The organism is Pseudomonas sp. MF4836 (genome assembly GCF_002018875.1).
Classification (GTDB): Bacteria; Pseudomonadota; Gammaproteobacteria; order Pseudomonadales; family Pseudomonadaceae; genus Aquipseudomonas.
On record NZ_MVOL01000004.1, the window covers coordinates 143773 to 170525 of the forward strand.

A 26753-nucleotide genomic window follows, 5' to 3' on the forward strand; every position below is an offset into this window, starting at 1 on the left:
GCTCAATGGTCACCTCGCAACATGCAGAAGAGTTATCCACAGGTGCTCGCGAGCTCGGTGTCACTCTGACAGAAACCCAGCATGCGCAATTGCTGGCGTACCTGGCCCTGTTGATCAAATGGAACAAGGCCTACAACCTGACCGCCGTGCGCGATCCGGACGAAATGGTCTCGCGTCATCTGCTCGATAGCTTGAGCGTGATGTCGTTCATCGAAAACGGTCGCTGGCTCGACGTCGGTAGCGGTGGAGGGATGCCTGGGATCCCGCTGGCGATCCTGTTTCCCGAGTCGCAAGTGACCTGCCTGGACAGCAACGGCAAGAAAACCCGCTTTCTGACCCAGGTCAAACTCGAACTCAAACTGGATAACCTTCAAGTTATCCACAGTCGCGTTGAAGCGTTCCAGCCTGAGCAGCCGTTCAACGGGATCATTTCCCGGGCGTTCAGCAGCATGGAGAACTTCACCAACTGGACTCGCCATCTTGGCGACCGCGATACACGTTGGCTGGCAATGAAGGGCGTTCATCCCGCGGATGAGCTGGTAGCATTGCCGACGGACTTCCACCTCGATAGCGAACAGGCCCTGGCCGTACCCGGTTGCCAAGGCCAACGCCATCTGCTGATACTGCGCCGCACGGCATGATTGGGAACACAAGCAAGAATGGCTAAGGTATTCGCGATAGCGAACCAAAAGGGTGGCGTGGGCAAGACCACCACCTGCATCAACCTCGCAGCATCCCTGGTCGCGACCAAGCGCCGGGTGCTGTTGATCGATCTTGATCCACAGGGCAACGCCACCATGGGTAGCGGTGTGGATAAACACGGCCTGGAAAACTCGGTCTATGACCTGCTGATCGGCGAATGCGATCTGGCCCAGGCGATGCACTTCTCCGAACACGGCGGTTATCAACTGCTGCCGGCCAACCGCGACCTGACCGCGGCAGAAGTCGTCCTGCTGGAAATGCAGATGAAAGAAAGCCGTCTGCGCAGCGCCTTGGCACCCATCCGCGAAAATTACGACTACATCCTGATCGACTGCCCACCGTCGCTGTCGATGCTCACCCTCAATGCGCTGGTGGCCGCCGATGGGGTGATTATCCCCATGCAGTGCGAGTACTTCGCCCTGGAAGGCTTGAGCGACCTTGTGGATAACATCAAGCGCATCGCCGAGTTGCTGAACCCCAACCTGAAGATCGAAGGCCTGCTGCGGACCATGTATGACCCGCGGTTGAGCCTGATGAACGACGTTTCGGCCCAGCTCAAGGAACACTTTGGCGAGCAGCTGTACGACACGGTCATTCCACGCAACATCCGTCTGGCCGAAGCGCCAAGCTACGGCATGCCGGCGTTGGCCTACGATAAACAATCGCGCGGTGCCCTGGCTTACCTGGCCCTGGCCGGCGAGATGGTTCGTCGCCAGCGTAAAAATTCACGCGCAGCCGCCGCTCAGGCAACTTAAGGAATCCCCATGGCCGTCAAGAAACGAGGTCTCGGACGTGGACTGGATGCACTGCTGAGTGGTCCGACCGTCAGTTCTCTGGAAGAACAGGCGACCCAAGCCGACCAGCGCGAGTTGCAACACCTGCCGCTGGACCTGATCCAGCGCGGCAAGTATCAACCGCGTCGTGACATGGACCCCCAGGCGCTGGAAGAATTGGCGCAGTCGATCAAGGCCCAGGGCGTGATGCAGCCGATCGTGGTTCGCCCCATCGGCTCCGGGCGTTTTGAAATCATCGCCGGTGAACGCCGTTGGCGCGCCAGCCAGCAGGCCGGTCAGGAAACCATCCCGGCGATGGTCCGCGACGTACCGGATGAAACCGCCATTGCCATGGCACTGATCGAGAATATCCAGCGCGAAGATCTCAACCCGATCGAAGAAGCCGTGGCCCTGCAGCGCTTGCAGCAGGAGTTCCAGCTGACTCAGCAACAGGTCGCCGAAGCCGTGGGCAAGTCCCGCGTGACCGTGGCCAACCTGCTGCGCCTGATCGCGCTGCCGGAAGTGATCAAGACCATGCTGTCCCATGGCGACCTGGAGATGGGTCATGCCCGAGCCTTGCTCGGTCTTCCGGAAAATCAACAGGTTGAAGGGGCGCGACACGTTGTCGCACGGGGGCTGACCGTACGCCAGACCGAGGCCCTGGTTCGCCAGTGGTTGAGTGGCAAACAGGAGCCCGCTGAACCGGTCAAGCCGGACCCGGATATCGCCCGACTCGAACAGCGTCTGGCTGAGCGCCTAGGCTCTGCGGTGCAGATCCGCCACGGGAAGAAGGGCAAAGGGCAGTTGGTGATTGGGTACAACTCCCTTGATGAGCTCCAGGGCGTCCTCGCACACATCCGCTGAAACATTTCCTCATGTAGCGCGCAGTCGGAAATCACTACCTGGCAGTTGAATAGGGGCTGAACCGCCCCTATACTCTGCGCGCATTTTGTCGGCACAAATTATGCCAAGTTATTGAATTCTGGCAGCCGACCATTGAGGAGCAACCGTGATGGAAACCCGCACGCCAAACCGCTTGCCGTTCCATCGCCTGGCAGTTTTTCCGGTATTACTGGCTCAATTTGTCGTCGTATTGCTGGCCGCCTTGGCGCTCTGGCAATGGCATGGAGTCGTAGCCGGATATTCAGGCCTCTGCGGAGGACTGATAGCCTTGCTGCCCAATGTGTACTTCGCTCATAGGGCATTTCGGTTTTCCGGCGCCCGAGCAGCTCAGGCTATCGTCCGGTCTTTTTATGCCGGCGAGGCGGGCAAACTGATTTTGACGGCAGTGCTGTTTGCATTGACGTTTGCAGGTGTGAAGCCATTGGCGCCGCTGGCTGTATTCGGCGCCTTCGTGCTGACCCAACTGGTCAGCTGGTTCGCTCCCCTGCTTATGACAACAAGACTTTCGAGACCTTAGGGCGTTTGAGGCAACCATGTCAGCAGAAACAACCGCTTCGGGCTATATCCAGCACCACTTACAGAACCTGACCTTCGGGCAGCTACCCAATGGCGGCTGGGGCTTTGCCCACACCGCCGCAGAAGCCAAGGAAATGGGCTTCTGGGCATTCCACGTCGATACCCTCGGCTGGTCTGTCGCACTGGGTGTGATCTTCGTTCTTCTGTTCCGCATGGCGGCCAAGAAGGCCACCTCCGGCGTGCCTGGCGCGCTGCAGAACTTCGTTGAAGTGATGGTCGGCTTTGTCGATGGCAGCGTGAAGGATAGCTTCCACGGTCGTAGCCCGGTGATTGCACCTCTGGCACTGACCATCTTCGTCTGGGTGTTCCTGATGAACGCCATCGACCTGGTACCCGTGGACTGGATTCCACAGTTGGCCATGTTGATCTCTGGCGATCAGCACATCCCATTCCGCGCAGTGTCGACCACTGACCCGAACGCCACCCTGGGCATGGCCCTGTCGGTGTTCGCGCTGATCATTTTCTACAGCATCAAGATCAAGGGCTTCGGCGGCTTCATCGGCGAACTGACCCTGCACCCGTTCGGCAGCAAGAACATCTTCGTTCAAGCCCTGCTGATCCCGGTGAACTTCCTGCTGGAATTCGTGACCCTGATTGCAAAGCCGATCTCTCTGGCTCTGCGTCTGTTCGGCAACATGTACGCTGGCGAGCTGGTGTTTATCCTGATCGCCGTGATGTTCGGCAGCGGCCTGCTCTGGCTCAGCGGCCTGGGCGTGGTGCTGCAATGGGCGTGGGCTGTGTTCCACATCCTGATCATCACCCTGCAAGCGTTTATCTTCATGATGCTGACCATCGTCTACCTGTCGATGGCGCACGAAGAGAACCATTAAGACCGGTTTCGACTAGTCTGATGTCCCTCTCGCCTCGGTGAGAGGGGGCCCTTACAGGGCATGAAACGATTTGTTTTACCGCTTTAATCTAAAAAACCTAAACCATACGACGTAAAAGTCGGGAGGAAAGATGGAAACTGTAGTTGGTCTAACCGCTATCGCTGTTGCACTGTTGATCGGCCTGGGCGCACTGGGTACCGCAATTGGTTTCGGCCTGTTGGGCGGCAAGTTCCTGGAAGGCGCAGCGCGTCAGCCAGAAATGGTTCCAATGCTGCAAGTTAAAATGTTCATCGTTGCCGGTCTGCTCGACGCCGTAACCATGATCGGCGTTGGTATCGCTCTGTTCTTCACCTTCGCAAACCCCTTCGTTGGCCAACTCGCTGGCTAATCACTCGATTCTTCGAGTTGATTGGTGTGATGGACAACGAACGAGCGAGGTGTTGGCGTGAACATTAATGCAACCCTGATTGGTCAGTCCGTTGCGTTCTTAATTTTTGTAGTGTTCTGCATGAAGTTCATTTGGCCTCCGGTCATTGCAGCTTTGCACGAACGCCAAAAGAAGATCGCGGATGGACTGGACGCTGCCAGCCGAGCAGCTCGTGACCTGGAACTGGCCCAAGATAAAGCGGGTCAGCAACTGCGCGATGCAAAAGCTCAGGCAGCCGAAATCATTGAGCAAGCCAAGAAACGCGGCTCTCAGATCGTCGACGAGGCCCGTGAACAGGCTCGTGTCGAAGCTGACCGTGTGAAGGCTCAGGCTCAGGCCGAGATCGAACAGGAACTGAACGGTGTCAAAGACGCGCTGCGTGCCCAACTGGGTAGCCTGGCAGTCAACGGCGCAGAGAAGATCCTGGGTGCCACAATCGATCAAAACGCGCACGCAGAGCTGGTTAACAAACTGGCTGCTGAAATTTAAGCGAGGGCGATCATGGCAGAACTGACCACGTTGGCCCGACCTTACGCTAAGGCGGCCTTCGAGCACGCTCAGGCCCACCAGCAACTGGCCTCTTGGTCAGCCATGCTCGGCCTGGCTGCAGCGGTGTCACAAGATGACACCATGCAGCGCGTGCTCAAGGCCCCGCGACTGACGAGCGCAGAAAAGGCCACCACGTTTATCGACGTGTGTGGCGACAAGTTTGATGCCAAGGCACAGAATTTCATTCACGTTGCCGCCGAAAACGATCGTCTCCTGCTGTTGCCGGAGATTTCCGCTCTGTTCGACCTGTACAAGGCTGAACAAGAGAAATCGGTAGATGTGGATGTCACCAGTGCTTTCGCATTGAACCAAGAACAGCAAGACAAACTCGCCAAGGTTCTCAGTGCACGGCTCGGCCGGGAAGTGCGCCTGCACGCTGCGGAGGATGCCAGCCTGATTGGTGGCGTCGTAATCCGCGCCGGCGACCTGGTTATCGATGGCTCGATTCGCGGCAAACTCGCGAACCTAGCCGAAGCATTGAAATCTTGAGTTTGAAGGGGCAGCAGAGCAATGCAGCAACTCAATCCTTCCGAAATAAGTGAAATTATCAAGGGCCGCATCGACAAGCTCGATGTGACCTCCCAAGCCCGTAACGAAGGCACTGTCGTCAGCGTATCTGACGGCATCGTGCGGATTCACGGTCTGGCCGACGTCATGTACGGCGAGATGATCGAGTTTCCGGGCGGCGTCTACGGTATGGCCCTCAACCTGGAGCAAGACTCCGTAGGTGCCGTTGTATTGGGCGCATACACCAGTCTGGCTGAAGGCATGAGCGCCAAGTGCACCGGCCGCATCCTCGAGGTTCCAGTTGGTAAGGAACTCCTGGGTCGCGTAGTCGACGCACTGGGTAACCCAGTTGACGGCAAAGGTCCGCTGAACAACACCTTGACCGACGCGGTCGAGAAAGTTGCTCCAGGCGTGATCTGGCGTAAGTCGGTAGACCAGCCTGTACAGACTGGCTACAAGGCTGTCGATGCCATGATCCCAGTCGGCCGTGGCCAGCGTGAGCTGATCATCGGTGACCGTCAGATCGGTAAAACCGCTCTGGCGATCGACGCGATCATCAACCAGAAGAACAGCGGTATCTTCTGCGTCTACGTTGCTATCGGTCAGAAACAATCGACCATCGCCAACGTGGTTCGCAAGCTGGAAGAAAACGGCGCCCTGGCCAACACGATCATCGTGGCTGCCAGTGCTTCGGAATCTCCTGCGCTGCAATTCCTGGCACCGTACTCCGGTTGCACCATGGGCGAGTTCTTCCGCGACCGCGGTGAAGACGCGCTGATCGTTTATGACGATCTGTCCAAGCAAGCAGTGGCTTACCGCCAGATTTCCCTGCTGCTGCGTCGTCCACCAGGCCGTGAAGCCTACCCAGGCGACGTGTTCTATCTCCACTCCCGTCTGCTGGAGCGCGCATCCCGCGTTTCGGAAGAGTACGTAGAGAAGTTCACCAACGGCGCGGTAACCGGCAAAACCGGTTCCCTGACTGCTCTGCCGATCATCGAAACTCAAGCTGGCGACGTTTCCGCGTTCGTTCCGACCAACGTGATTTCCATCACTGACGGTCAGATCTTCCTGGAATCGGCCATGTTCAACTCCGGGATCCGTCCTGCTGTGAACGCCGGTGTTTCGGTATCCCGTGTAGGTGGTGCTGCTCAGACCAAGATCATCAAGAAGCTCTCCGGTGGTATCCGTACCGCTCTGGCTCAGTACCGTGAACTGGCGGCATTCGCCCAGTTCGCTTCTGACCTGGACGAAGCGACCCGTAAGCAACTTGAGCATGGTCAGCGCGTTACCGAGCTGATGAAGCAGAAGCAATACGCGCCAATGTCGATCGCCGACATGTCGCTGTCGCTGTATGCCGCTGAGCGCGGGTTCCTGACTGACGTCGAAATCACCAAGGTCGGCAGCTTTGAACAAGCGCTGATTGCTTACTTCAACCGCGATCATGCCGACTTGTTGGCCAAGATCAACGTGAAGGGTGACTTCAATGACGAAATCGACGCTGGCCTGAAAGCCGGTATCGAGAAGTTCAAGGCCACCCAAACCTGGTAAGCCGCAGCGGGAGCCGCAAGGCTCCCGCTTGCTAACCTGATAGGTGTTACATGGCAGGCGCAAAAGAGATTCGCAGTAAGATTGCGAGCATCAAAAGCACGCAAAAAATTACCAGCGCCATGGAAAAAGTGGCGGTCAGCAAAATGCGCAAGGCACAAATGCGCATGGCTGCTAGCCGTCCTTATGCGGAGCGTATCCGCCAGGTAATTGGGCATCTGGCCAACGCCAACCCGGAATATCGCCACCCGTTCATGATCGACCGCGAAATCAAGCGCGTTGGTTATGTCGTCGTGAGCAGTGACCGTGGTTTGTGCGGTGGCTTGAACACCAACCTGTTCAAGGCCCTGGTCAAGGACATGGCGGTAAACCGCGAAAACGGCGTCGAGATCGATCTGTGCGTGGTAGGCAGCAAAGGTGCGGCATTCTTCCGCAACTTCGGCGGTAACGTCGTTGCAGCCATCAGCCACTTGGGTGAAGAGCCGTCGATCAATGATCTGATCGGCAGCGTCAAGGTGATGCTGGATGCTTATCTGGAAGGCCGTATTGATCGCCTGTCCGTGGTGTCCAACAAGTTCATCAACACCATGACGCAGCAGCCTAAGGTGGAGCAGTTGATTCCGCTGGAGGCAACCCCGGATCAAGAACTCAAGCACCACTGGGACTACCTCTACGAACCAGACGCCAAAGAGCTGCTAGACGGCTTGATGGTGCGCTACGTGGAGTCGCAGGTGTACCAGGCGGTGGTCGAGAACAACGCAGCTGAACAAGCCGCGCGGATGATCGCAATGAAGAACGCTACCGACAACGCCGGTGATTTGATCAGCGATTTGCAGCTGATCTACAACAAGGCGCGTCAGGCTGCGATCACCCAAGAGATCTCGGAAATCGTCGGCGGCGCTGCCGCGGTTTAACGGTTCAAATATTCAGAGGATCCAGCTATGAGTAGCGGACGTATCGTTCAAATCATCGGCGCCGTTATCGACGTGGAATTTCCACGCGACAGCGTACCGAGCATCTACAACGCGCTGAAAGTACAAGGCGCGGAAACTACTCTGGAAGTTCAGCAGCAGCTGGGCGACGGCGTAGTTCGTACCATTGCGATGGGTTCCACCGAAGGCTTGAAGCGCGGTCTGGACGTTATCGACTCTGGCGCAGCCATCTCCGTACCGGTCGGTAAAGCGACCCTGGGCCGGATCATGGACGTACTGGGCAACCCGATTGACGAAGCTGGCCCGATCGACACCGAAGAGCGTTGGGGCATTCACCGTCCAGCACCTTCGTTCGCCGAGCAAGCTGGCGGCAACGATCTGCTGGAAACCGGCATCAAGGTTATCGACCTGGTTTGCCCGTTTGCCAAAGGCGGTAAAGTCGGTCTGTTCGGTGGTGCCGGTGTAGGCAAAACCGTAAACATGATGGAACTGATCCGTAACATCGCCATCGAGCACAGCGGTTATTCCGTGTTCGCCGGTGTGGGTGAGCGTACTCGTGAGGGTAACGACTTCTACCACGAGATGAAGGATTCCAACGTTCTGGACAAAGTGGCACTGGTTTACGGTCAGATGAACGAGCCGCCGGGTAACCGTCTGCGCGTAGCACTGACCGGCCTGACCATGGCTGAGAAGTTCCGTGACGAAGGTAACGACGTTCTGCTGTTCGTCGACAACATCTATCGTTACACCCTGGCCGGTACTGAAGTATCCGCACTGCTGGGCCGTATGCCTTCCGCAGTAGGTTACCAGCCGACCCTGGCTGAAGAGATGGGCGTTCTGCAAGAACGTATCACTTCGACCAAAGAAGGCTCGATCACTTCGATCCAAGCGGTATACGTACCTGCGGATGACTTGACCGACCCGTCGCCAGCGACCACCTTCGCCCACTTGGACGCCACCGTCGTTCTGTCCCGTGACATCGCTTCCCTGGGTATCTACCCAGCGGTCGATCCACTCGACTCGACTTCGCGCCAGCTGGACCCGAACGTGATCGGCCAGGAGCACTACGACACCGCTCGCGGCGTTCAGTACGTGCTGCAGCGCTACAAAGAGCTGAAGGACATCATCGCGATCCTGGGTATGGACGAGCTGTCGGAAACCGACAAGCAGTTGGTATCCCGCGCTCGTAAGATCCAGCGCTTCTTGTCGCAGCCGTTCTTCGTGGCTGAAGTCTTCACCGGTGCTTCGGGTAAATACGTTTCCCTGAAAGACACCATTGCTGGCTTCAAAGGCATCCTCAACGGTGACTACGACCACCTGCCAGAACAAGCGTTCTACATGGTCGGCGGCATCGAAGAAGCGATCGAGAAAGCCAAGAAACTGTAATCCCGGCGCCCGGCAACGGGCGCTAATTTAGGTTGAGGCAAGCAGATGGCTATGACAGTCCATTGCGATATCGTCAGCGCGGAAGGGGAAATCTTCTCCGGTCTGGTTGAAATGGTAATTGCGCACGGTGAGCTGGGTGATCTTGGTATCGCTCTGGGTCACGCACCGCTGATCACCAATTTGAAGCCAGGTCCGATCCGCTTGATCAAGCAGGGCGGGGAAACCGAGGTGTTTTACATCTCCGGTGGTTTCCTCGAGGTTCAGCCGAACATGGTCAAGGTTCTTGCCGACACCGTGCAACGTGCTGCCGACCTGGACGAAGCCTCCGCTCAGCAAGCCGTCAAGGCCGCTGAGAAGGCCCTGAATGAAAAGGGCGCAGATTTCGACTACGGTTCTGCTGCTGCACGTCTGGCCGAGGCTGCAGCTCAGCTGCGCACCGTCCAGCAGATCCGCAAAAAGTTTGGCGGCTAAGCCCTGAGCTTTATGTGTGATTGATTAAAAAGGGTAGCCTCGGCTACCCTTTTTCTTTTTCTGCAACTCTCACTTCTTGGTCGTAGCCTGACCTCCCAGGATTGGTAGCCAGTCATGTCTCTCGAAATCGTTATTCTCGCTGCCGGTCAAGGCACGCGCATGCGCTCGGCCTTGCCGAAGGTTCTGCACCCGGTGGCGGGCAACTCCATGCTCGGCCATGTTATCCACAGTGCCCGCCAGCTCAGCCCGGAGCGGATTCACGTGGTCATCGGCCACGGTGCCGATGCCGTGCGCGAGCGCCTGGCAGCGGATGATCTGAATTTCGTGCTGCAGGACAAGCAGCTCGGTACCGGCCATGCGGTTGCCCAGGCGGTGCCGTTCATCAGTGCCGATACGGTGCTGATCCTCTATGGCGACGTGCCGTTGATCGAGGTCGAGACCCTGCAACGCCTGCTATTGCAGGCCGGCCCCGAGCAGTTAGGCCTGTTGACGGTTGAATTGGCGGACCCGACCGGCTACGGGCGCATCGTGCGCAACGGCGAAGGCAAGGTTACCGCCATCGTCGAGCAGAAGGACGCCAACGAAGCCGAGCGTGCTATCACCGAAGGCAACACCGGTATTCTCGCGGTCCCGGCCAAGCGTCTGGGCGACTGGATGAGTCGGCTGTCGAATAACAACGCCCAGGGCGAGTATTACCTGACCGATGTGATTGCCATGGCGGTCAGCGACGGGTTGACCGTGGCCACCGAGCAACCCCATGACGCCATGGAAGTGCAGGGCGCCAACGATCGCAAGCAACTGTCGGAACTGGAGCGGCACTACCAGTTGCGCGCGGCGCGTCGTCTGATGGCCCAGGGCGTGACCCTGCGCGACCCGGCACGTTTTGACGTCCGCGGTGACGTCACGGTCGGCCGCGACGTGCTGATCGATATCAACGTGATTCTTGAAGGCCGGGTAGTGATCGAGGACGACGTGGTTATCGGCCCTAACTGCGTGATCAAGGACAGCACCCTGCGCAAGGGGGTGGTGATCAAGGCGAACAGCCACATCGATGGCGCGGTGTTGGGCGAGGGCAGCGATGCCGGTCCTTTCGCCCGCCTGCGTCCGGGCACGGTGCTGGATGCCCGGGCCCATGTGGGTAACTTTGTCGAACTGAAGAATGCTCACCTCGGCGAAGACGCCAAGGCCGGTCATCTGACCTACCTGGGCGATGCCGAAATCGGCGCACGGACCAACATCGGTGCGGGCACCATCACCTGCAACTATGACGGCGCCAACAAGCACAAGACGGTGCTGGGCCAGGATGTATTCATCGGTTCCAACAACTCCCTGGTGGCGCCTGTGGATATCTTGGACGGCGCGACAACTGCGGCCGGTTCGACGATCAACCAGAAGGTGGAGAAATCCCAGTTGGCCGTGGCGCGCTCCCGGCAAAAGAACATCGACGGCTGGAAACGTCCGGAGAAGATCAAAAAGAACTGAGTTATCCACAGCCCGGGTGCAATGCCCGGGCTGTTGTTGCATAGATGTCGGGCACAAGTGAGCTTCCGACTCCCACCCGAGAGGCATGCACCGGGTAGCGCCGATCGTAGCTAGACCCGTTCTGTGGATAACTTTCCACCCGCCAACACCCATGGTTTTTTCCATCGCCCGCTTGACGAATTTCAGCCGATAGGTTTTGATTGCTTCCGTTATCTTTCGAATCGAAACTTAAGCCCCCATGTCGAAACGCAATACACCCCAACGACGCCACAATATTCTTGCCTTGCTCAATGAACAGGGCGAAGTGAGCGTGGACGAGCTGGCCAAGCGCTTCGAAACTTCGGAAGTTACGATCCGCAAGGATCTGGCTGCACTTGAGAGCCACGGTTTGCTGCTGCGACGCTACGGCGGTGCTATCAGCATGCCCCAGGAATTGGTCAGCGAGATTGGCCAGCCGGTCTCCAAGTACAAGCAGGCTATCGCCCGCGCTGCGGTCAAACGCATTCGCGAGCACGCGCGGATCATCATCGACAGCGGCAGTACCACCGCCGCCATGATTCCCGAACTTGGCCAGCAGCCAGGCCTGGTGGTCATGACCAACTCCCTGCACGTGGCCAACGCCCTGAGCGAACTGGAGCACGAGCCGGTGCTGTTGATGACCGGTGGCACCTGGGACCCGCACTCCGAGTCCTTTCAAGGCCAGGTCGCCGAACAGGTACTACGCTCCTACGACTTCGACCAGTTGTTTATCGGCGCCGACGGTATCGATCTGGTGCGAGGAACCACCACCTTCAACGAGTTGCTGGGCTTGAGCCGAGTGATGGCCGATGTGGCCCGGGAAGTGGTGGTGATGGTGGAGGCTGACAAGATCGGCCGCAAGATTCCCAACCTGGAGCTGCCATGGAGCAGTGTCCATACCCTTATTACCGACGATCGCCTGCCGCTCGAGGCCCGCGACCAGATCCAGGCCCGTGGCATTACGCTGATATGCGCGGCTGTCATTTAGGAGAAAAACCATGTGTGGAATTGTTGGCGCCGTTGCTGAACGTAATATCACGCCGATCCTGCTCGAAGGCCTCAAACGCCTTGAATACCGTGGCTATGACAGCGCCGGTGTAGCCGTTTTCACCAACGCCGGCACCCTAGAGCGCGTGCGTCGCCCGGGCAAGGTCAGCGAGTTGGAACAGGCCCTGGAGGCTGAACCTCTGGTTGGCCGCCTGGGTATCGCCCACACCCGTTGGGCCACCCACGGTGCCCCTTGCGAGCGCAACGCCCACCCGCATTTCTCCGGCGACCTGGCCGTGGTGCACAACGGCATCATCGAGAACCACGAAGCCCTGCGCGCACAGCTCAAGGCCCAGGGTTATGTGTTCACCTCCGACACCGACACCGAAGTCATCGCCCACCTGCTGAACCTCAAGCTCAAGGAGCTGGGTGACCTGACCGTGGCCCTCAAGGCCACCGTCAAAGAGTTGCATGGCGCCTACGGCCTGGCGGTGATCAGCGCCTCCCAGCCTGACCGCGTGATTGCCGCCCGCAGCGGCAGCCCGCTGGTGATCGGCCTGGGCCTTGGCGAGAACTTCCTGGCTTCCGACCAACTGGCCCTGCGCCAGGTGACCGACCGCTTCATGTACCTGGAGGAGGGCGATATCGCCGAGATCCGCCGCGACAGCGTGCAGATCTGGGACGTGACGGGGAACCCGGTCGAGCGCGAAGCCGTGCAGTACCGCGACGGTGCCGAAGCTGCCGACAAGGGCGAGTTCCGCCACTTCATGCTCAAGGAAATCCACGAGCAGCCAGCCGTGGTGCAACGCACCCTGGAAGGCCGTCTGAGTCAGAACCAGGTGTTGGTCCAGGCCTTCGGTCCACAGGCCGCCGAGCTGTTCGCCAAAGTGCGCAATGTCCAGATCGTCGCCTGCGGCACCAGTTACCACGCCGGCATGGTTGCCCGTTACTGGCTCGAAGAGCTGGCCGGCATCCCGTGCCAGGTCGAAGTTGCCAGCGAGTTCCGCTACCGCAAGGTGGTGGTGCAGCCTGACACCCTGTTCGTCACCATTTCCCAGTCCGGGGAAACCGCCGACACCCTGGCCGCCCTGCGCAATGCCAAGGAGCTGGGTTTTCTCGCCAGCCTGGCCATCTGCAACGTCGGCATCAGCTCGCTGGTGCGTGAATCCGACCTGACCCTGCTGACCCAGGCCGGCCGTGAAATTGGCGTAGCCTCGACCAAGGCGTTCACCACGCAACTGGTCGGCCTGCTGCTGCTGACCCTGTCCCTGGGCCAGGTCCGTGGCACCCTGGCCAAGGGCGTCGAAGCGACCCTGGTAGAAGAGTTGCGCCGCCTGCCGACCCGCCTGGGCGAAGCCCTGGCCATGGACAGCACGGTGGAAAAAATCGCTGAGCTGTTCGCCGAGAAGAACCACACCCTGTTCCTGGGTCGCGGTGCGCAATTCCCGGTGGCCATGGAAGGAGCGCTCAAGCTCAAGGAAATCTCCTACATTCACGCTGAAGCCTACCCGGCCGGCGAGTTGAAACACGGCCCGCTGGCGCTTGTGGATAACGACATGCCGGTGGTGACTGTGGCGCCGAACAACGAGTTGCTGGAGAAGCTCAAGTCCAACCTGCAGGAAGTGCGCGCCCGTGGCGGCGAGCTGATCGTGTTCGCCGATGAACAGGCAGGCATGACCAATGGCGAAGGCACCCACGTGGTCCACATGCCGCACATCCACGACATCCTGTCGCCGATCCTCTACACCATCCCGCTGCAACTGCTGTCCTACTACGTCGCCGTGCTCAAGGGCACCGACGTCGACCAACCGCGCAACCTGGCCAAGTCGGTGACAGTGGAGTGAGTTATCCACAGGCGTAAATCGCGTGGATTGAGAGGCTTAAAAGTGTCGCAGGAGCCGGCTAGGTCTGTCCTACCGCCTCCTGCCTTTCGCAACCACCTCGCGCCTGATGGTCCAACACTGAGCAAAGGGCGCAGTTAAAGGTGGAAATCGCCCGCAGCCTCCGGCTGGTAAAGCACTTTCCTGATCTCAATCCGACGGGTCCGATCTGAAATTCGCCAGTCGATGGCGTCCCCCTCCTGATAGCCCAGGATGGCGGCGCCGATATCGGAATACACGGAATGCTTCCCTGCGTTGCTATCCGCGTCTTCAGGGTAGACCAAGGCCACTTCCATCTCTTCGTCGTCCAGCTGCAGCAAGGTCCTGGAGTTCATCGTGACGACATTGCGCGCCACCTGCTGTGGCTTGACCACAATGGCTCGCTCAAGCTCATGTTCGAGTTCAACAACGGCCGGGCCTTGCTCGAGCACGATTAGACTTTCGAGCCTGGCCTTGTCGATTTCAGTGATGTAGATCCTGGTGGAGTCGCCAGCAGCACCTTCGCGCAAGAACTGGCGATAGCGCCCCGCCGTCATGGAAAATGACTTCAATGTCGGCGTTTCGCTCTCAAGCACAAAGCCGCTGCGCAGAAAGGCCTTCAGCGAGCGCGCGTTGTCCGGGTGGATCTTGGCGATGAGCTTCTTGGCCCGCATGTCGAGGAAGGCCAGTTTCATGCCTTCGCGGATCGTGCGGGCGCCAAGGTTGCGGCCCCATTTGTCGCTGTTTCCGATGACCAGGACTATCTCGCAATTTGAGTCGGTCTTGATCAGACGGACAAAGCCCACCGGGGCGTCGTGCCGGTCATAGGCCATGAAGAATCGGCCGCCCTGGTTGAAGAGATGGGTCAGGATCGGCGATTGAGTCCGATCGATGGCTTGCTCGATGGAGCGCGAGACATCACGCGAATCGCTCAGATAGCAGGTGACGCGTTCGTCTTCCAACCAATCCATCAGCGTCAGCGCGTGCGCCCGAGTAATTTCAGGGCACAACGAAATGAAAGGCTTGTTCATCTTCACCACACTTATCGCAAAGGATGAAAGCCCTTCATGGCTATGGCCATGACGGTTCTTTCGGCAACCGGCTATGTTAAGACATAACGCGAGGAATGCCGAATTGCCTGGGGCGTTTGACGATTCAGCGTCTGGTCACTGCCCGTAAATAAACACCGCCACGTCGGCTTCTCTTCCCACGGGAAACAGCGTGGTGATTTTTTGGCTTGGCACAGGCCAGTTCTTTCTCTTGATATGCATTGGCCGAAGAATTCTACGTCCCGCTAGTTGATCGCATAAAAACAACGACAAGAGTTATGTACCGCTAACTTGGCGACGATATCTTGCTTAATTGGCAAGTGTATTAATCTCGGCTGGCCATTATTCGCCCGTAACTACTGGGTATAAGCAACATGGCTGCGGCTTTTCAGCCGATATAAGACCGGGTTGAAAATAACGCGGTCTATTGATCGCCCGTAGCCCTGCTGCACGGGGAGCGGCCTAGGGCCGGCCAGCGGCCCTCACGGAAAAGCACAAGACTTCCGACCGAAAAACCGGATAATACCGGCCAAATTTGTGGCTCGTTATTCTGGTAATCCCCCATGGAAATCAAGGTCAACTTTCTCGACAACCTTCGACTTGAAGCCAAGTTCGATGACTTCACGGTAGTGGCCGATCAGCCTATTCGCTATAAGGGCGATGGCTCGGCGCCGGGTCCATTCGATTACTTTCTGGCTTCGTCGGCGCTGTGTGCGGCCTATTTCGTGAAGTTGTATTGCGACACTCGCAGTATTCCTACCGAGAATATCCGCCTGTCGCAGAACAACATTGTTGACCCGGAAAATCGCTACAACCAGATTTTCAAGATCCAGGTTGAGTTGCCGGCTGATATTTCCGACAAAGACCGTCAGGGCATCCTGCGCTCCATCGACCGTTGCACGGTGAAGAAGGTGGTGCAGGCCGGGCCGGAGTTTGTGATTGAGGAAGTGGAAAACCTGGATGCCGATGCCCAGGCATTGTTGATGCCCAATGCGGCCAGCGATGCAGGCACCTACATTGTGGGCAAGGACCTGCCGCTGGAGCAGACCATCGCCAATATGTCGGCCATTCTGGCGGGCCTGGGGATGAAGATCGAGATCGCCTCCTGGCGCAATATCGTGCCCAATGTGTGGTCGCTGCATATCCGCGATGCGCATTCGCCGATGTGTTTCACCAACGGCAAGGGTGCGACCAAGGAAGGTGCGCTGGCGTCGGCCCTGGGCGAGTTTATCGAGCGCCTCAACTGCAACTTCTTCTACAACGATCAGTTCTGGGGCGAGGACATCGCCAACGCGGCGTTTGTGCATTACCCGGATGAGCGCTGGTTCAAGCCCGGCCGTAAAGATGAACTGCCGGCCGGCATTCTCGATGCGTATTGCCTGAAGATCTACAACCGCGATGGCGAGTTGCGCGGTTCGCATTTGTACGACACCAACTCCGGCAACGAAGAGCGCGGCATCGTTTCGCTGCCCTTTGTGCGTCAGTCCGATGGCGAGGTGGTGTATTTCCCATCGAACCTGATCGAAAATCTGTTCCTCAGCAACGGCATGAGTGCCGGCAACACGCTGGCCGAAGCCCAGGTGCAGTGCCTGTCGGAGATCTTCGAGCGTGCGGTGAAACGCGAAATCATCGAAGGTGAATTCGCGCTGCCGGATGTGCCCCAGGAAGTGCTGGCCAAATACCCTGGGATCCTGGCGGGGATTCAGGGTCTGGAAGCCCAGGGTTTCCCGGTGCTGGTGAAGGACGCATCCCTGGGCGGTGAGTTTCCGGTGATGTGCGTAACCTTGATGAACCCGCGCACCGGCGGTGTATTCGCTTCATTCGGCGCCCACCCAAGCCTGGAAGTGGCGCTGGAGCGCAGCCTCACTGAACTGCTGCAAGGCCGCAGTTTTGAAGGCCTCAACGATTTGCCCCAGCCGACTTTTGAAGGCCATGCGGTCACTGAGCCGAACAACTTCGTCGAGCACTTTATCGACTCCAGCGGCGTGGTGTCGTGGCGTTTCTTCAGCTCCAAGTCGGACTACGAGTTTGTGGAGTGGGACTTCACCAGCCAGGGTGAGAACGCCAATGCCGAAGAGGCCGCGACGCTGTTCGGCATTCTCGAAGGCATGGGTAAAGAAGCCTACATGGCGGTCTACGAGCATCTCGGCGCCCCGGCCTGTCGCATCCTGGTGCCGGACTACTCGGAAATTTATCCGGTGGACGATCTGATTTGGGATAACACCAACAAAGCGCTGTTCTTCCGCGCCGATATCCTCAACCTGCATCGCCTGGACGAGGAGGCCCTGAAAGACCTGGTCGAGCGTCTGGTGGAAAGTGAGCTGGACGACTACACCGATATCACCACCTTGATCGGCATCGAGTTCGACGACAACACGGCCTGGGGCCAGTTGACCATCCTTGAGCTGAAGCTGCTGATTTACCTGGCCCTGCAGCAATTTGAAGAAGCCAAGGAGGCGGTCGAAACCTTCCTCCAGTACAACGACAACACGGTCGAGCGCGGGCTGTTCTACCAGGCCGTGAACGCAGTGCTGGAAATGGAACTGGACGAAGACCTGGAGCTGGAAGACTACGAGGTCAATTTCCGCCGCATGTTCGGCAACGAGCGGATGGACGCCGCGATCGGTTCGGTCAATTCCAGCGTGCGTTTCTACGGCCTGACACCGACCAGCATGAAGCTGGAAGGGCTCGACCGGCACCTGCGGCTGATCGACAGCTACAAGAAGCTGCACACGGCGCGGGCCAATGTCGCGGCGTCAGCTCGTTAAATGCCCAGGTCGCGCCTGCTGTACCCATTGATCTTGGCCGGCGCGGCCACGCTCCTGTTGCTGGGGGCCCTGACGCCGGTACTGTCCAACGGTCTGCTGATGCTGCTGGAGCGCTCCAACTTCATCCCGGCCGAGTCATCGATCTGGACCTTCGAACCCACGGTGATCAATCAGGGTTCGTCGTCCTATTGGCTGTACGGCGAAGACCGACAGCACTATTTCTATTTCTCCTACACGCCGGATGCGCCTTATCGGTTGATCGCCAAGAACAACGGCTGCGTGGCGTTTGACAAGCATGACGTCACCACCTGGTGCATTCGCTAGAACAACCACCGCCGCCGAGGTTGATCCATGGATAGATTCCAGGAAATGCAGGTGTTCGTCTGCGTTGCTCAAGAGCAGGGATTTGCGGCGGCGGCCCGGCGCTTGAACCTGTCGGCGGCCAGTGTGACCCGCGCGGTGGCGGCACTCGAACAGCGCATTGGCAGCCTGCTGCTGACCCGCACCACCCGCAGCGTGCACGTGACCGATGCCGGCCAGCGTTTCCTGGAAGACTGCCGGCGAATCCTTGGCGAATTGCAGGACGCCGAAGCCTCGGCCGCCGGGGTGCATGCCCAGCCCCGTGGGCAACTGACGATCACCGCGCCGGTGTTGTTTGGCGATTTGTTTGTCACGCCGCTGGTGGTCGATTACCTGCGCCAGTTTCCCGAGGTCAGCATCAACGCGTTGCTGGTGGATCGGGTAGCGAGCATGGTCGACGAGGGCATCGACGTCGCGGTGCGCATCGGCGAGCTGCCGGACAGCGGCCAGCATGCGATCCGGGTTGGCGAAGTGCGCCGGGTGGTGTGTGCCTCGCCGGCCTTTCTGTCGGCCCATGGTCGGCCCCAGCACCCGGAGGATTTGCGTCAGGCGCCGATCATTGCCCCGTCTGCGGTCGGCCAGTCGCGTCATTGGCAGTTTGAGCAGGGCGGCACCGCACTGAATATTCGCCTGGAGCCACGGCTGCTGGTTTCCGCCAACCAGGCGGCGATCAGCGCGGCGTGCCTGGGGCTGGGCCTGACCCGGGTGCTGTCGTACCAGGTGGCGAGCAGAGTGGCGGCTGGCGAGCTGGAAATCGTCTTGCAGGCCTTCGAGCTGGCGCCCTTGCCGATTCATGTGGTGTATCAGGGCGGGCGCAAGGCGCCGGCGCGGGTGCGCAGTTTTGTCGATCTGGCGGTACAGGGGCTGCGCGAGCACCCGGCGTTGAGCCGCTAGCCATCAGGCTTTATTGCAGCCAATGAAATAATGGATTGTGTTTTCTGGTGATTCTGCAGTTTTCACACAGGGTGGAAGATGGCTCCCGTCAGTGCGGCTCCCGTGAGCCGTCGTTACCTTGCGGAGTTCCTGTGTCCCAGTCCCCGATCAAGTTTTACAACTTCCCCCGTTCTGGCCACGCGCACCGCGTCGAGTTGATGCTGTCGCTGCTGCACCTGCCGGTCGAGACCCTGTTGGTCGACCTGACCCAGGGGGCACACAAACAGCCGGCGTTCCTGGCATTGAATTCATTCGGCCAGGTGCCGGTGATTGATGACCAGGGGGTGATCCTGGCCGACTCCAACGCGATTCTGGTGTACCTGGCGCAGCGCTATGGCCAGGGCCGCTGGCTGCCAAGTGACCCGGTAGGCGCGGCACGGGTTCAGCGTTGGCTGTCGGTGGCGGCGGGGCCGTTGGCCTCGGGCCCGGCCACGGCACGCCTGATTACGGTGTTTGGCGCGCCGGGCGATGCCCCGCAAGTGATTGCCCGTTCTCACGCGTTGCTCAAGGTGCTCGATCAGGAACTGGCGCCGCAGCCTTACCTGGCAGGTGCCGAGCCGACCATCGCCGATGTGGCGTGCTACAGCTATATCGCCCACGCCCCGGAAGGCAACGTGTCCCTGGCCGATTACCCCCAGGTCCGCACCTGGCTGGCGCGCATCGAAGCCTGGCCCGGTTTTGTCCCGATGCCGCGTACCGTGGCCGGCCTGTACACCGCGTAAACCATTGAGGGCCCAGCCCGGCTGGCGCCCCTGTTGACTGTGCCTCGGGCACAAGGGAGCCATCGTCATGAACCCACAATCGCCCTGGCACGCCGGTGAACAACAGTTGCAGGCGCACATGGGGGTGGTCGAGCGCATGCAAGCGCTTGGCAGCAAGGTGATCCGCCAGGCAATGCCCGATCAGCACCGCCAGTTCTATCAGCAGTTGCCTTTCCTGCTGTTTGGCGCGGTGGATGCTGCGGGCAACCCTTGGGCCAGCCTCCTTGAAGGGCCGCCCGGCTTCGCCCATAGCCCGGCGCCGGACCTGTTGCACATTGAGCGGTTGCCAGCGCCCGAAGACCCGGCGCAGCTGGCTGCGGGCGCCGCCATCGGCTTGCTCGGGATCGAGCTGCACACGCGGCGCCGGAATCGGCTCAATGGCCGCCTCCAGGCTTACGCTGCAGACGGTTTCAGCGTTGCAGTGCAGCAGGCGTTCGGCAATTGCCCGCAATACATCCAGCGCCGCGAGTTCGAGCAGGCGCCAGCCATCACCTCGGCCTTGCCTGCGGTGCAACGGCTGGAACAGTTGGACGCGGCCGCGACGGCCCTGATCAGCGCCGCCGATACGCTGTTTGTCGCCAGTTACCTGGACCAGCCCGAGGGCCGTTCGGTGGATGTTTCCCATCGTGGCGGGCCGCCCGGGTTCGTCAGGGTCGAGGGTAATTGCCTGACGATTCCGGATTACTCGGGCAACCGTTTCTTCAACACCCTGGGTAACCTGTTGCTCAATCCCCGCGCCGGCTTGCTGTTTATCGACTTTGCCCGGGGCGATCTGCTGCAACTCAGCGGCCGTACGCAGATCATCCTTGAGGGCCCGCAGGTCGAGGCCTTGCCGGGGGCCGAGCGAGTCTGGCAACTGCAGGTCGAGCACCTGGTACGACGCCCGGCGGCCCTGGGTTTGCGCGGGCATTTCCCGGCGCCCTCGGTTTGACCGGAGCGTCTAAAAATACCCGGCGCGCATTGCTCCCAAGCCTGGGCCTGCGTAGGCTGGCGGATCTGAAAACAGGGCCTTGAACCGGCCCTTTTTGCGTCAAGGGATACCCGCGATTCATGTCCGCTTCCGTCTGCGTCCGCCTTTGTGTGTTGCTGTTCGCCCTGTTGCTCGGCGGCTGCGAGCCCAGGGACACGACCGCGCTCGACCAGCAGCTCTATATCTGGCAACGGCAATGGACCCCGGCCCATGGCGATGCACTGTCCCGGACCCGCGCCGACTTCTCCACCTTGCGCGTGCTGGCGCTGCAGGCCTTCCCCGGTGCCGGCTGGAGCCGCGCACGCATCGATGCGCCGCTGCTCAAGGCCGACGGGCGCCCGCTGATTGCGGTGATTCGCCTCGATGGCCAACTCAAGAGCCTGGATCAGGCCGAGGTCAGCGCGCAGATCCTGCAATTGCTCGCCGACTGGCAGGCCCAGGGCTTGACCCCGGTCGGGGTGGAGATCGACCACGACGCTGGCAGTGCGCGGCTGCCGGCCTATGCCGGGTTCCTCACTCAATTGCGCGGCGTATTGCCGGCCTCCCTCAAGCTCAGCATCACCGCCTTGCCGTCGTGGCTGGGCAGCCGCGAGTTGCCGGCGCTGCTGGCCACGGTCGACAGCAGCGTGTTGCAGGTGCATGCCGTCAGCGATCCGCGGCACGGCCTGTTCGATCCACAGCAGGCCCGGCAATGGGCCGAGCGCTGGGCCAAGGTCAGCGACAAACCGTTCTACCTGGCCTTGCCGGCCTACGGCGTGGCCCTGCTGCCCAGTGATGGCGGGGCGCCGGTGATTGAAAGCGAAGTGCCGGTGCCAGGCCTTGGCCAGCGCCGCGAGCTGATGGCCGACCCGGTGCAACTGGCCAAACTGGCTCGTGAATTGCGCGGGGATCGGCCGCCCCATCTGGCGGGGCTGATCTGGTTTCGCCTGCCGCTCCAGGGCGATCGGCGGGCCTGGAGTGTCGAAACCCTGGGCGCGGTGGCCCGTGGTGATGAACTGATCAGCCGGTGGCAGCTGACATTCAGCGAAAAAGACGGTCTGTTTGATATTCGCCTGGGCAACACGGGCAATCTCGACAGCCCCTTGCCCGAGCAGGTCAGCCTGGCGGTGGAAGGCTGCCAGGCCAGCGACGCCCTGGCCGGTTACGGGGTGCAACAGCGCCCCGGGCAGTTGCTGTTCACCCGGCGCAGTGAAGGCCGTTTGCAGGCAGGAAGCGCGCGAGCCCTGGGCTGGGCGCGTTGTTCAAGAATTGATCAAGGAGCGTCCCATGTTCGTCCCTAAACCCCGTCACCTGTTGTGCCTGAGCCTGTGCCTGCCGCTGACCTCGACGTTGGCCTGCGGGCCGTTCTTTCCGGCGCGCCTGCTGGGTGACCGGGCGCAGACCCTGGCCGTGTTGCCCGAGGGCAGCTTTCAGTTCGAGGTCAGCCGCCTGGGGCAGGTGACCGCCGGGCTCAAGCCAGCGACCGAGGCTTCGCTGTCGCCCTATTACGACGGTGGCGAGCAGCCGTACCAGGAGCAGCGGGACAAAGCCGAGCAGGACGGCCTGACTGACGCCCAGCGCACGCTGGTGGCCCAGTTGCGCCAACTGCAGGACCCGCATCAGGCGCAGCAACAGGGCGCCAGCCTGCCGCTGGAAATCAACCTGTACCTGGCCGGGGCCGTGGCCTTCAAGGCCGGCGACAACGCCCAGGCGGCGGAGTATTTCCGCCAGGTGCTGGCCTTACCGGCGCCGCAGCGCGCACTGCGCAGTACCTGGGCGGCCTATTCCCTGGGGCGGGCGTTGTACGCCATGGGCCAGGAGGCTGGCGATCTCGACGAACAGGGCCGCCAGGCACTGATGCAGCAGGCCCGGCAGGCCTTTCAGCAAGCGCGGCAATTGAGCATCGACGGCTTTGGCGACCCGTTGGAACTGGGCATCGCCAGTTTGGGCGAAGAAGCCCGCGTGGCGAAAATGGCCGGCGACTGGCAGCAGGCCATCGAGCTGTATGCCAGCCAGAGTCGCCTGGGTTCGTCGATCGGCACCAGCTCCCTGCGTGAGCTGGCGGGCGAGCTCGCGGCACTGCCTGAAGAGCAGTTGCAGGCCTTGTTCAGTCACCCCGCCGTCCCGCGTTTGCTGGCGGCGAGCCTGATCAGTCGCATGACTGGCGAACCCACGCAGCGCTCGGAGTCTGATCAGAAAATGATCAAACTGCTCAGCCATTCGGCCAGCGGCAGCCTGGACAACGCCGACCGCCTGGCGGCGCTGAATTATCAGATCGGCGACTACGCCACCACCAAGCTGCTGCTCGAACGGGCTGGCGATGGCGGCCTGGCCTGGTGGCTGCGGGCCAAGCTGGCGCTGCGCGACGGTGACAAGGCCGCGGCGGCCAGCGCCTATGCCAAGGCGGCCAAGGCTTTCCCCCAGGGCGAAAGCTGGGGTGAGCGCACCGGCGAGGACGGCAACTACGAAACCCTCAGGCCCGGCTGCCGGGTCGAGGGTGAAAGTGCGGTGCTGGCGCTGGAGCGTGGCGATTACCTGCAGGCGTTCGAGCAGCTGTATCACAGCGACGACATCTACTGGCAGGACGCGGCCACCGTGGCCGAGCGCGTGCTGACCGTGGATGAACTCAAGCAGTTCGTCGACACCCAGGTCCCGGCGCCACCGCCGACGCCGAAGCAGGAACAGGGCTACTACCAGACCCTGCCGATTGCCGCGCAGCTGCGTGAGCTGCTCGGCCGCAGGTTGTTGCGCGAAGGCCGCTACGCCGAAGCGCCGGGCTACTTCGACAGCCCCGAGTTGCAGGCCACTGCCAAGGCCTATGGCGATTACCGGCGCCAGGCGGAATCGGCCTGGCTGCCCACCGGCCGTGCCGAAGCCTACTACCGGGCCGGGCAATTGGCGCGCAAGTCGGGGATGGAGATCCTCGGGTATGAGATGGGGCCGGACTACCGCACCCTGTGGGGGGACTACAGCCTGGAGATCCCCGCGACCACGGTCGGGCCCTTTGTCAGTGCGGCGGAAGTCGAACGCCAGCAGGCCAGCCAGGCCGAGCCCGACGTGCGTTATCACTACCGCTATGTGGCGGGAGCCTTGGCCAACACCGCCGCCGATTTCCTGCCTCACAGCAGCCAGGCCTTCGCCGCGGTGCTGTGCAAGGCGGCGCGCTGGACCCGGGGCAGCGATGTCGAGATCGACTACTACCAGCGTTATGTGGAACACGGCCCCTATGTGGAGTGGGCCGGCAACTTCGGCATGAACTGTGAAGAGCCGAATTTCGACACCGCCAATAAACGCTACCTGACCCAGTGGCTGGACGGGCTGTATTCCACACTGCGGGCCCACAAGACCGGTGTGCTGCTGGGCGCCGGTTTGCTGGTGCTGGGCGCCGGCTACCTGCTCTGGCGCAGGAGAGCCTAAGCCCCCTCAGCGGCGAGCTACACGTTTGAGGCTTGCAGCTTAGAACTGCGTTGCCGCACCTTCCACATCCATTGCCGCCTGGCGCAGGGCTTCGGAGCGGGTGGGGTGGGGGTGGCAGGTGAGGGCGATGTCTTCGGCCGAGGCCGAGAACTCCATGGCCACGCAGTACTCGCCGATCATTTCACTGACGCTGGGGCCCACCAGGTGCACCCCGAGGATCTGATCGGTGTGCTCGTCGGCCAGTACCTTGGCGAAACCCTCGGTCTCATGGTTGATCTTGGCCCGGCTGTTGGCGCTGAACGGGAACTTGCCGACCTTGTAGGCCCGGCCTTCGGCCTTGAGCTGCTCCTCGGTCTTGCCGACGCTGGCCAGTTCCGGCCGGGTGTAGATGACGTTGGGGATCAGCGCGTAATTGACCTCGGCGGCCTTGCCGACGATCTGCTCGATGCAGGCCATGGCTTCGTCCTCGGCCTTGTGGGCGAGCATCGGCCCGGAGGTCACGTCACCGATCACCCAGACCCCGGCAGCCGCCGTACGGTGGCGTTCGTTGGCCAGCATGCCCCGCGAGTCGGTGCTCAAGCCGAGGTTTTCCAGGCCCAGGCCCTGGGTGTAAGGCCGGCGCCCGATGGCCACCAGCACGTAGTCGGCCTCGATCAGCTCAGCGCTGCCGCCGGCCGCCGGTTCGACGCTCAACTGCACGCCGTTGGCCGAGGTGGTGGCGCGGGTGACCTTGGCCCCGAGCTTGAAGGTGATGCCCTGTTTGCCCAGGGCGCGCTGCAGGGTCTTGCCGGCTTCGCCGTCGACCCCGGGGCAGATCCGGTCCAGGTACTCGATCACGGTGACCTCGGACCCCAGGCGGCGCCAGACCGAGCCCAGCTCCAGGCCGATGACCCCGGCTCCGATCACCACCAGGTGCTTGGGCACTTCGCCCAGGGACAGGGCACCGGTGGAATCGAGGATGCGTTTATTGTCGATCTCCACCCCGGGCAAGGGCGTCGGCTCGGAGCCGGTGGCGATCACAATGTCCTTGGCCTGCAATGAGGTCTTGGCGCCCTGGTTGTCGGTCACCGTGACCTTGCCCGGCCCGTCGATATGGCCCCAGCCCTTGATCCAGTCGACCTTGTTCTTGCGAAACAGAAACTCGATGCCCTTGGTCAGGCCGGCCACGCTTTCGTCCTTCTGTTTCATCATCTGCGCCAGGTTGAGGGTCGGCTTGACCTCGATGCCCAGGTTGACGAATTCCTGGCCCATGGCCGCGTCGTACAGTTCCGAGGCATGCAGCAACGCCTTGGACGGCATGCAGCCCACGTTCAGGCAGGTGCCGCCGAGGGTGGCGCGGCCTTCGACACAGGCGGCTTTCAGCCCCAGCTGGCCGGCACGGATGGCCGCGTTGTAGCCACCGGGGCCGCCGCCCAGAATCACGACGTCGTAGGTACTCATGGCGTTACTCCTGCACAAGGGATGGGAAAGGAAGACCGTTGAAGGATGGCCGGATAAAAAATTACGGTCGTAATATGAAGCCTCGAAAGCCTACCGGTCAAGGGCCGGGTTTCGAGGAAGGAAGGCGGGGAGAGCAGGAGGGAGGTTGCTCGGGGGAGGTCAATGCCCCCGCCCGAGCGATAGAGCGTCGTTACCTCAGGTCCACCAGTAGCGCACCAGGTGGAAGAAGATCGGCGCGGCGAAACACACCGAATCCAGGCGATCGAGCATGCCGCCGTGGCCTTCGATCATGTGCCCCCAGTCCTTGACCCCACGGTCGCGCTTGATGGCCGACATGACGATGCCGCCGGCGAAGCCCAGCAGGTTGATCAGCAGGGCGATCAGGAACGACTGCCAGATATTGAACGGGGTGATCCAGAACAGCGCGCCGCCGATCAGCGAGGCCAGCAGGATGCCGCCGACAAAGCCTTCCACCGTCTTGGACGGTGACAGGTTGGGCGCGATCTTGCGTTTGCCGAAGAGTTTTCCACAGACGTACTGCAGCACGTCCGACAACTGCACGACGATCACCAGGTAGGCGATCAGCAGCAGGTTGCGGCCCTCATAGCCGGCAATATCGAGGGTCAGCAGGGCCGGTACGAACGACACGCAGAACACTGCGATCATCAAGCCCCACTGGACCTTGGAGGCGCGCTCCAGGAAGTGCGTGGTGTCGCCGCCCAAGGACGCCAGGATCGGCAGCAGGAGGAACACGTAGACTGGGATAAAGATCGAAAACAGCCCGTACCAGTCCGAGTAGATCAGCAGGTATTGCAGGGGCAGCGCCAGGTAGAACGCCGCCACCAGCGCCGGGTAGTCGCTGCGCCGGGTCGGGGTCAGGGTCAGGAATTCACGCAGGGCGTAGAACGACACCGCGTAGAACAGCAGGATCACCGCGCTGGTGCCGAGCCAGAAGGCCAGGCCGATCACCACCACCATCACCCACCAGGCGTTGATCCGCGCGTTGAGGTTGTCGATCACCGAGTTGGGCGTGCCGCGGGTGCGCAGCTTGAGGATGAAACCGATCAGCGAGGCCAGCACCAAAATGGCACCGATGCCGCCGAACAACATCAGGGTTTGCTTATCCATG

At 60.8% G+C, this 26753-nt stretch carries 24 protein-coding genes and 1 pseudogene; 22 read left to right on the top strand and 3 right to left on the bottom strand.

The genetic code is table 11. The features are described 5' to 3' along the window. Positions 1-5: 5 nt before the first annotated feature. From rsmG to glmS, 15 genes are all read left to right on the top strand, one after another. Positions 6-641: a 16S rRNA (guanine(527)-N(7))-methyltransferase RsmG gene (gene rsmG, locus MF4836_RS10850; protein WP_177326747.1), complete on the top strand. Its 636-nt coding sequence runs from the start codon at positions 6-8 to the stop codon at positions 639-641. An 18-nt stretch (positions 642-659) separates the two neighbouring features. Then, positions 660-1457, top strand: a complete 798-nt coding sequence (locus MF4836_RS10855) for a ParA family protein (RefSeq protein WP_020294934.1) — start codon at positions 660-662, stop codon at positions 1455-1457. A 9-nt stretch (positions 1458-1466) separates the two neighbouring features. Then, positions 1467-2339: a ParB/RepB/Spo0J family partition protein gene (locus tag MF4836_RS10860; protein WP_020294933.1), complete on the top strand. Its 873-nt coding sequence runs from the start codon at positions 1467-1469 to the stop codon at positions 2337-2339. A 148-nt stretch (positions 2340-2487) separates the two neighbouring features. Then, positions 2488-2895 carry a F0F1 ATP synthase subunit I gene (locus MF4836_RS10865; RefSeq protein WP_020294932.1) on the top strand — a complete coding sequence of 136 codons (408 nt, stop codon included), beginning with the start codon at positions 2488-2490 and terminating at the stop codon, positions 2893-2895. A 16-nt stretch (positions 2896-2911) separates the two neighbouring features. Further along, positions 2912-3784, top strand: coding sequence for a F0F1 ATP synthase subunit A (atpB, locus tag MF4836_RS10870; RefSeq protein WP_078470341.1), 873 nt, complete (start codon positions 2912-2914; stop codon positions 3782-3784). Between the two features lie 130 nt (positions 3785-3914). Then, positions 3915-4172 carry a F0F1 ATP synthase subunit C gene (atpE, locus tag MF4836_RS10875; RefSeq protein WP_002555987.1) on the top strand — a complete coding sequence of 86 codons (258 nt, stop codon included), beginning with the start codon at positions 3915-3917 and terminating at the stop codon, positions 4170-4172. A 57-nt stretch (positions 4173-4229) separates the two neighbouring features. After that, entirely contained in the window at positions 4230-4700 is a 471-nt protein-coding gene (locus MF4836_RS10880; protein ID WP_020294929.1) for a F0F1 ATP synthase subunit B, read from the top strand. Between the two features lie 12 nt (positions 4701-4712). Continuing rightward, entirely contained in the window at positions 4713-5249 is a 537-nt protein-coding gene (locus MF4836_RS10885) for a F0F1 ATP synthase subunit delta (protein WP_020294928.1), read from the top strand. A gap of 21 nt (positions 5250-5270) precedes the next feature. Then, on the top strand, positions 5271-6815 hold the full coding sequence (atpA, locus tag MF4836_RS10890; RefSeq protein ID WP_020294927.1) for a F0F1 ATP synthase subunit alpha: 1545 nt from the start codon (positions 5271-5273) through the stop codon (positions 6813-6815). Between the two features lie 50 nt (positions 6816-6865). Beyond that, positions 6866-7726: a F0F1 ATP synthase subunit gamma gene (gene atpG / locus MF4836_RS10895; RefSeq protein WP_020294926.1), complete on the top strand. Its 861-nt coding sequence runs from the start codon at positions 6866-6868 to the stop codon at positions 7724-7726. Between the two features lie 27 nt (positions 7727-7753). After that, positions 7754-9130 (top strand): F0F1 ATP synthase subunit beta, encoded by a 1377-nt coding sequence (gene atpD / locus MF4836_RS10900; RefSeq protein WP_020294925.1) that lies wholly within the window; start codon positions 7754-7756, stop codon positions 9128-9130. Positions 9131-9175: 45 nt separating this feature from the next. After that, positions 9176-9601 carry a F0F1 ATP synthase subunit epsilon gene (locus MF4836_RS10905; RefSeq protein ID WP_078470342.1) on the top strand — a complete coding sequence of 142 codons (426 nt, stop codon included), beginning with the start codon at positions 9176-9178 and terminating at the stop codon, positions 9599-9601. Between the two features lie 114 nt (positions 9602-9715). After that, positions 9716-11083 (top strand): bifunctional UDP-N-acetylglucosamine diphosphorylase/glucosamine-1-phosphate N-acetyltransferase GlmU, encoded by a 1368-nt coding sequence (gene glmU, locus MF4836_RS10910; protein ID WP_078470343.1) that lies wholly within the window; start codon positions 9716-9718, stop codon positions 11081-11083. A 238-nt stretch (positions 11084-11321) separates the two neighbouring features. Next, positions 11322-12089, top strand: coding sequence for a DeoR/GlpR family DNA-binding transcription regulator (locus MF4836_RS10915; protein WP_020294921.1), 768 nt, complete (start codon positions 11322-11324; stop codon positions 12087-12089). Positions 12090-12099: 10 nt separating this feature from the next. Beyond that, positions 12100-13932 carry a glutamine--fructose-6-phosphate transaminase (isomerizing) gene (gene glmS / locus MF4836_RS10920; RefSeq protein ID WP_078470344.1) on the top strand — a complete coding sequence of 611 codons (1833 nt, stop codon included), beginning with the start codon at positions 12100-12102 and terminating at the stop codon, positions 13930-13932. A 134-nt stretch (positions 13933-14066) separates the two neighbouring features. Here the strand turns inward: glmS and MF4836_RS10925 are convergent, their stop codons facing one another. After that, positions 14067-14978 (bottom strand): bifunctional GNAT family N-acetyltransferase/nucleoside diphosphate kinase regulator, encoded by a 912-nt coding sequence (locus MF4836_RS10925; RefSeq protein ID WP_078470345.1) that lies wholly within the window; start codon positions 14976-14978, stop codon positions 14067-14069. Positions 14979-15559: 581 nt separating this feature from the next. Here MF4836_RS10925 and MF4836_RS10930 point away from each other — a divergent pair. From MF4836_RS10930 to MF4836_RS10960, 7 genes and pseudogenes are all read left to right on the top strand, one after another. Continuing rightward, positions 15560-17764: an OsmC domain/YcaO domain-containing protein gene (locus MF4836_RS10930; protein ID WP_078470346.1), complete on the top strand. Its 2205-nt coding sequence runs from the start codon at positions 15560-15562 to the stop codon at positions 17762-17764. Then, positions 17765-18088: a hypothetical protein gene (locus tag MF4836_RS10935; RefSeq protein ID WP_078470347.1), complete on the top strand. Its 324-nt coding sequence runs from the start codon at positions 17765-17767 to the stop codon at positions 18086-18088. A 27-nt stretch (positions 18089-18115) separates the two neighbouring features. Continuing rightward, the gene (locus MF4836_RS10940) at positions 18116-19018 is read left to right on the top strand and encodes a LysR family transcriptional regulator (protein ID WP_078470348.1); all 903 of its coding nucleotides are present in this window, start codon (positions 18116-18118) and stop codon (positions 19016-19018) included. A gap of 131 nt (positions 19019-19149) precedes the next feature. After that, the gene (locus MF4836_RS10945; protein ID WP_078470349.1) at positions 19150-19779 is read left to right on the top strand and encodes a glutathione S-transferase family protein; all 630 of its coding nucleotides are present in this window, start codon (positions 19150-19152) and stop codon (positions 19777-19779) included. A 67-nt stretch (positions 19780-19846) separates the two neighbouring features. Continuing rightward, a pseudogene (locus MF4836_RS10950) lies at positions 19847-20743 on the top strand (pyridoxamine 5'-phosphate oxidase family protein); the annotation flags it as partial. A gap of 125 nt (positions 20744-20868) precedes the next feature. Further along, a complete protein-coding gene (locus tag MF4836_RS10955; RefSeq protein ID WP_078470351.1) occupies positions 20869-22068 on the top strand; it encodes a DUF3142 domain-containing protein in 1200 nt (399 codons plus the stop codon). Continuing rightward, positions 22055-24184 carry a hypothetical protein gene (locus tag MF4836_RS10960; RefSeq protein ID WP_078470352.1) on the top strand — a complete coding sequence of 710 codons (2130 nt, stop codon included), beginning with the start codon at positions 22055-22057 and terminating at the stop codon, positions 24182-24184. Before MF4836_RS10955 ends, MF4836_RS10960 begins: the two co-directional genes overlap by 14 nt. Positions 24185-24223: 39 nt before the next feature. Here MF4836_RS10960 and lpdA read toward each other — a convergent pair whose 3' ends face one another. Further along, positions 24224-25624, bottom strand: coding sequence for a dihydrolipoyl dehydrogenase (gene lpdA / locus MF4836_RS10965; protein ID WP_078470353.1), 1401 nt, complete (start codon positions 25622-25624; stop codon positions 24224-24226). 195 nt (positions 25625-25819) lie between these two features. After that, positions 25820-26752, bottom strand: a complete 933-nt coding sequence (locus MF4836_RS10970) for a phosphatidate cytidylyltransferase (RefSeq protein WP_020294910.1) — start codon at positions 26750-26752, stop codon at positions 25820-25822. Between the last annotated feature and the right edge of the window lies 1 nt (position 26753).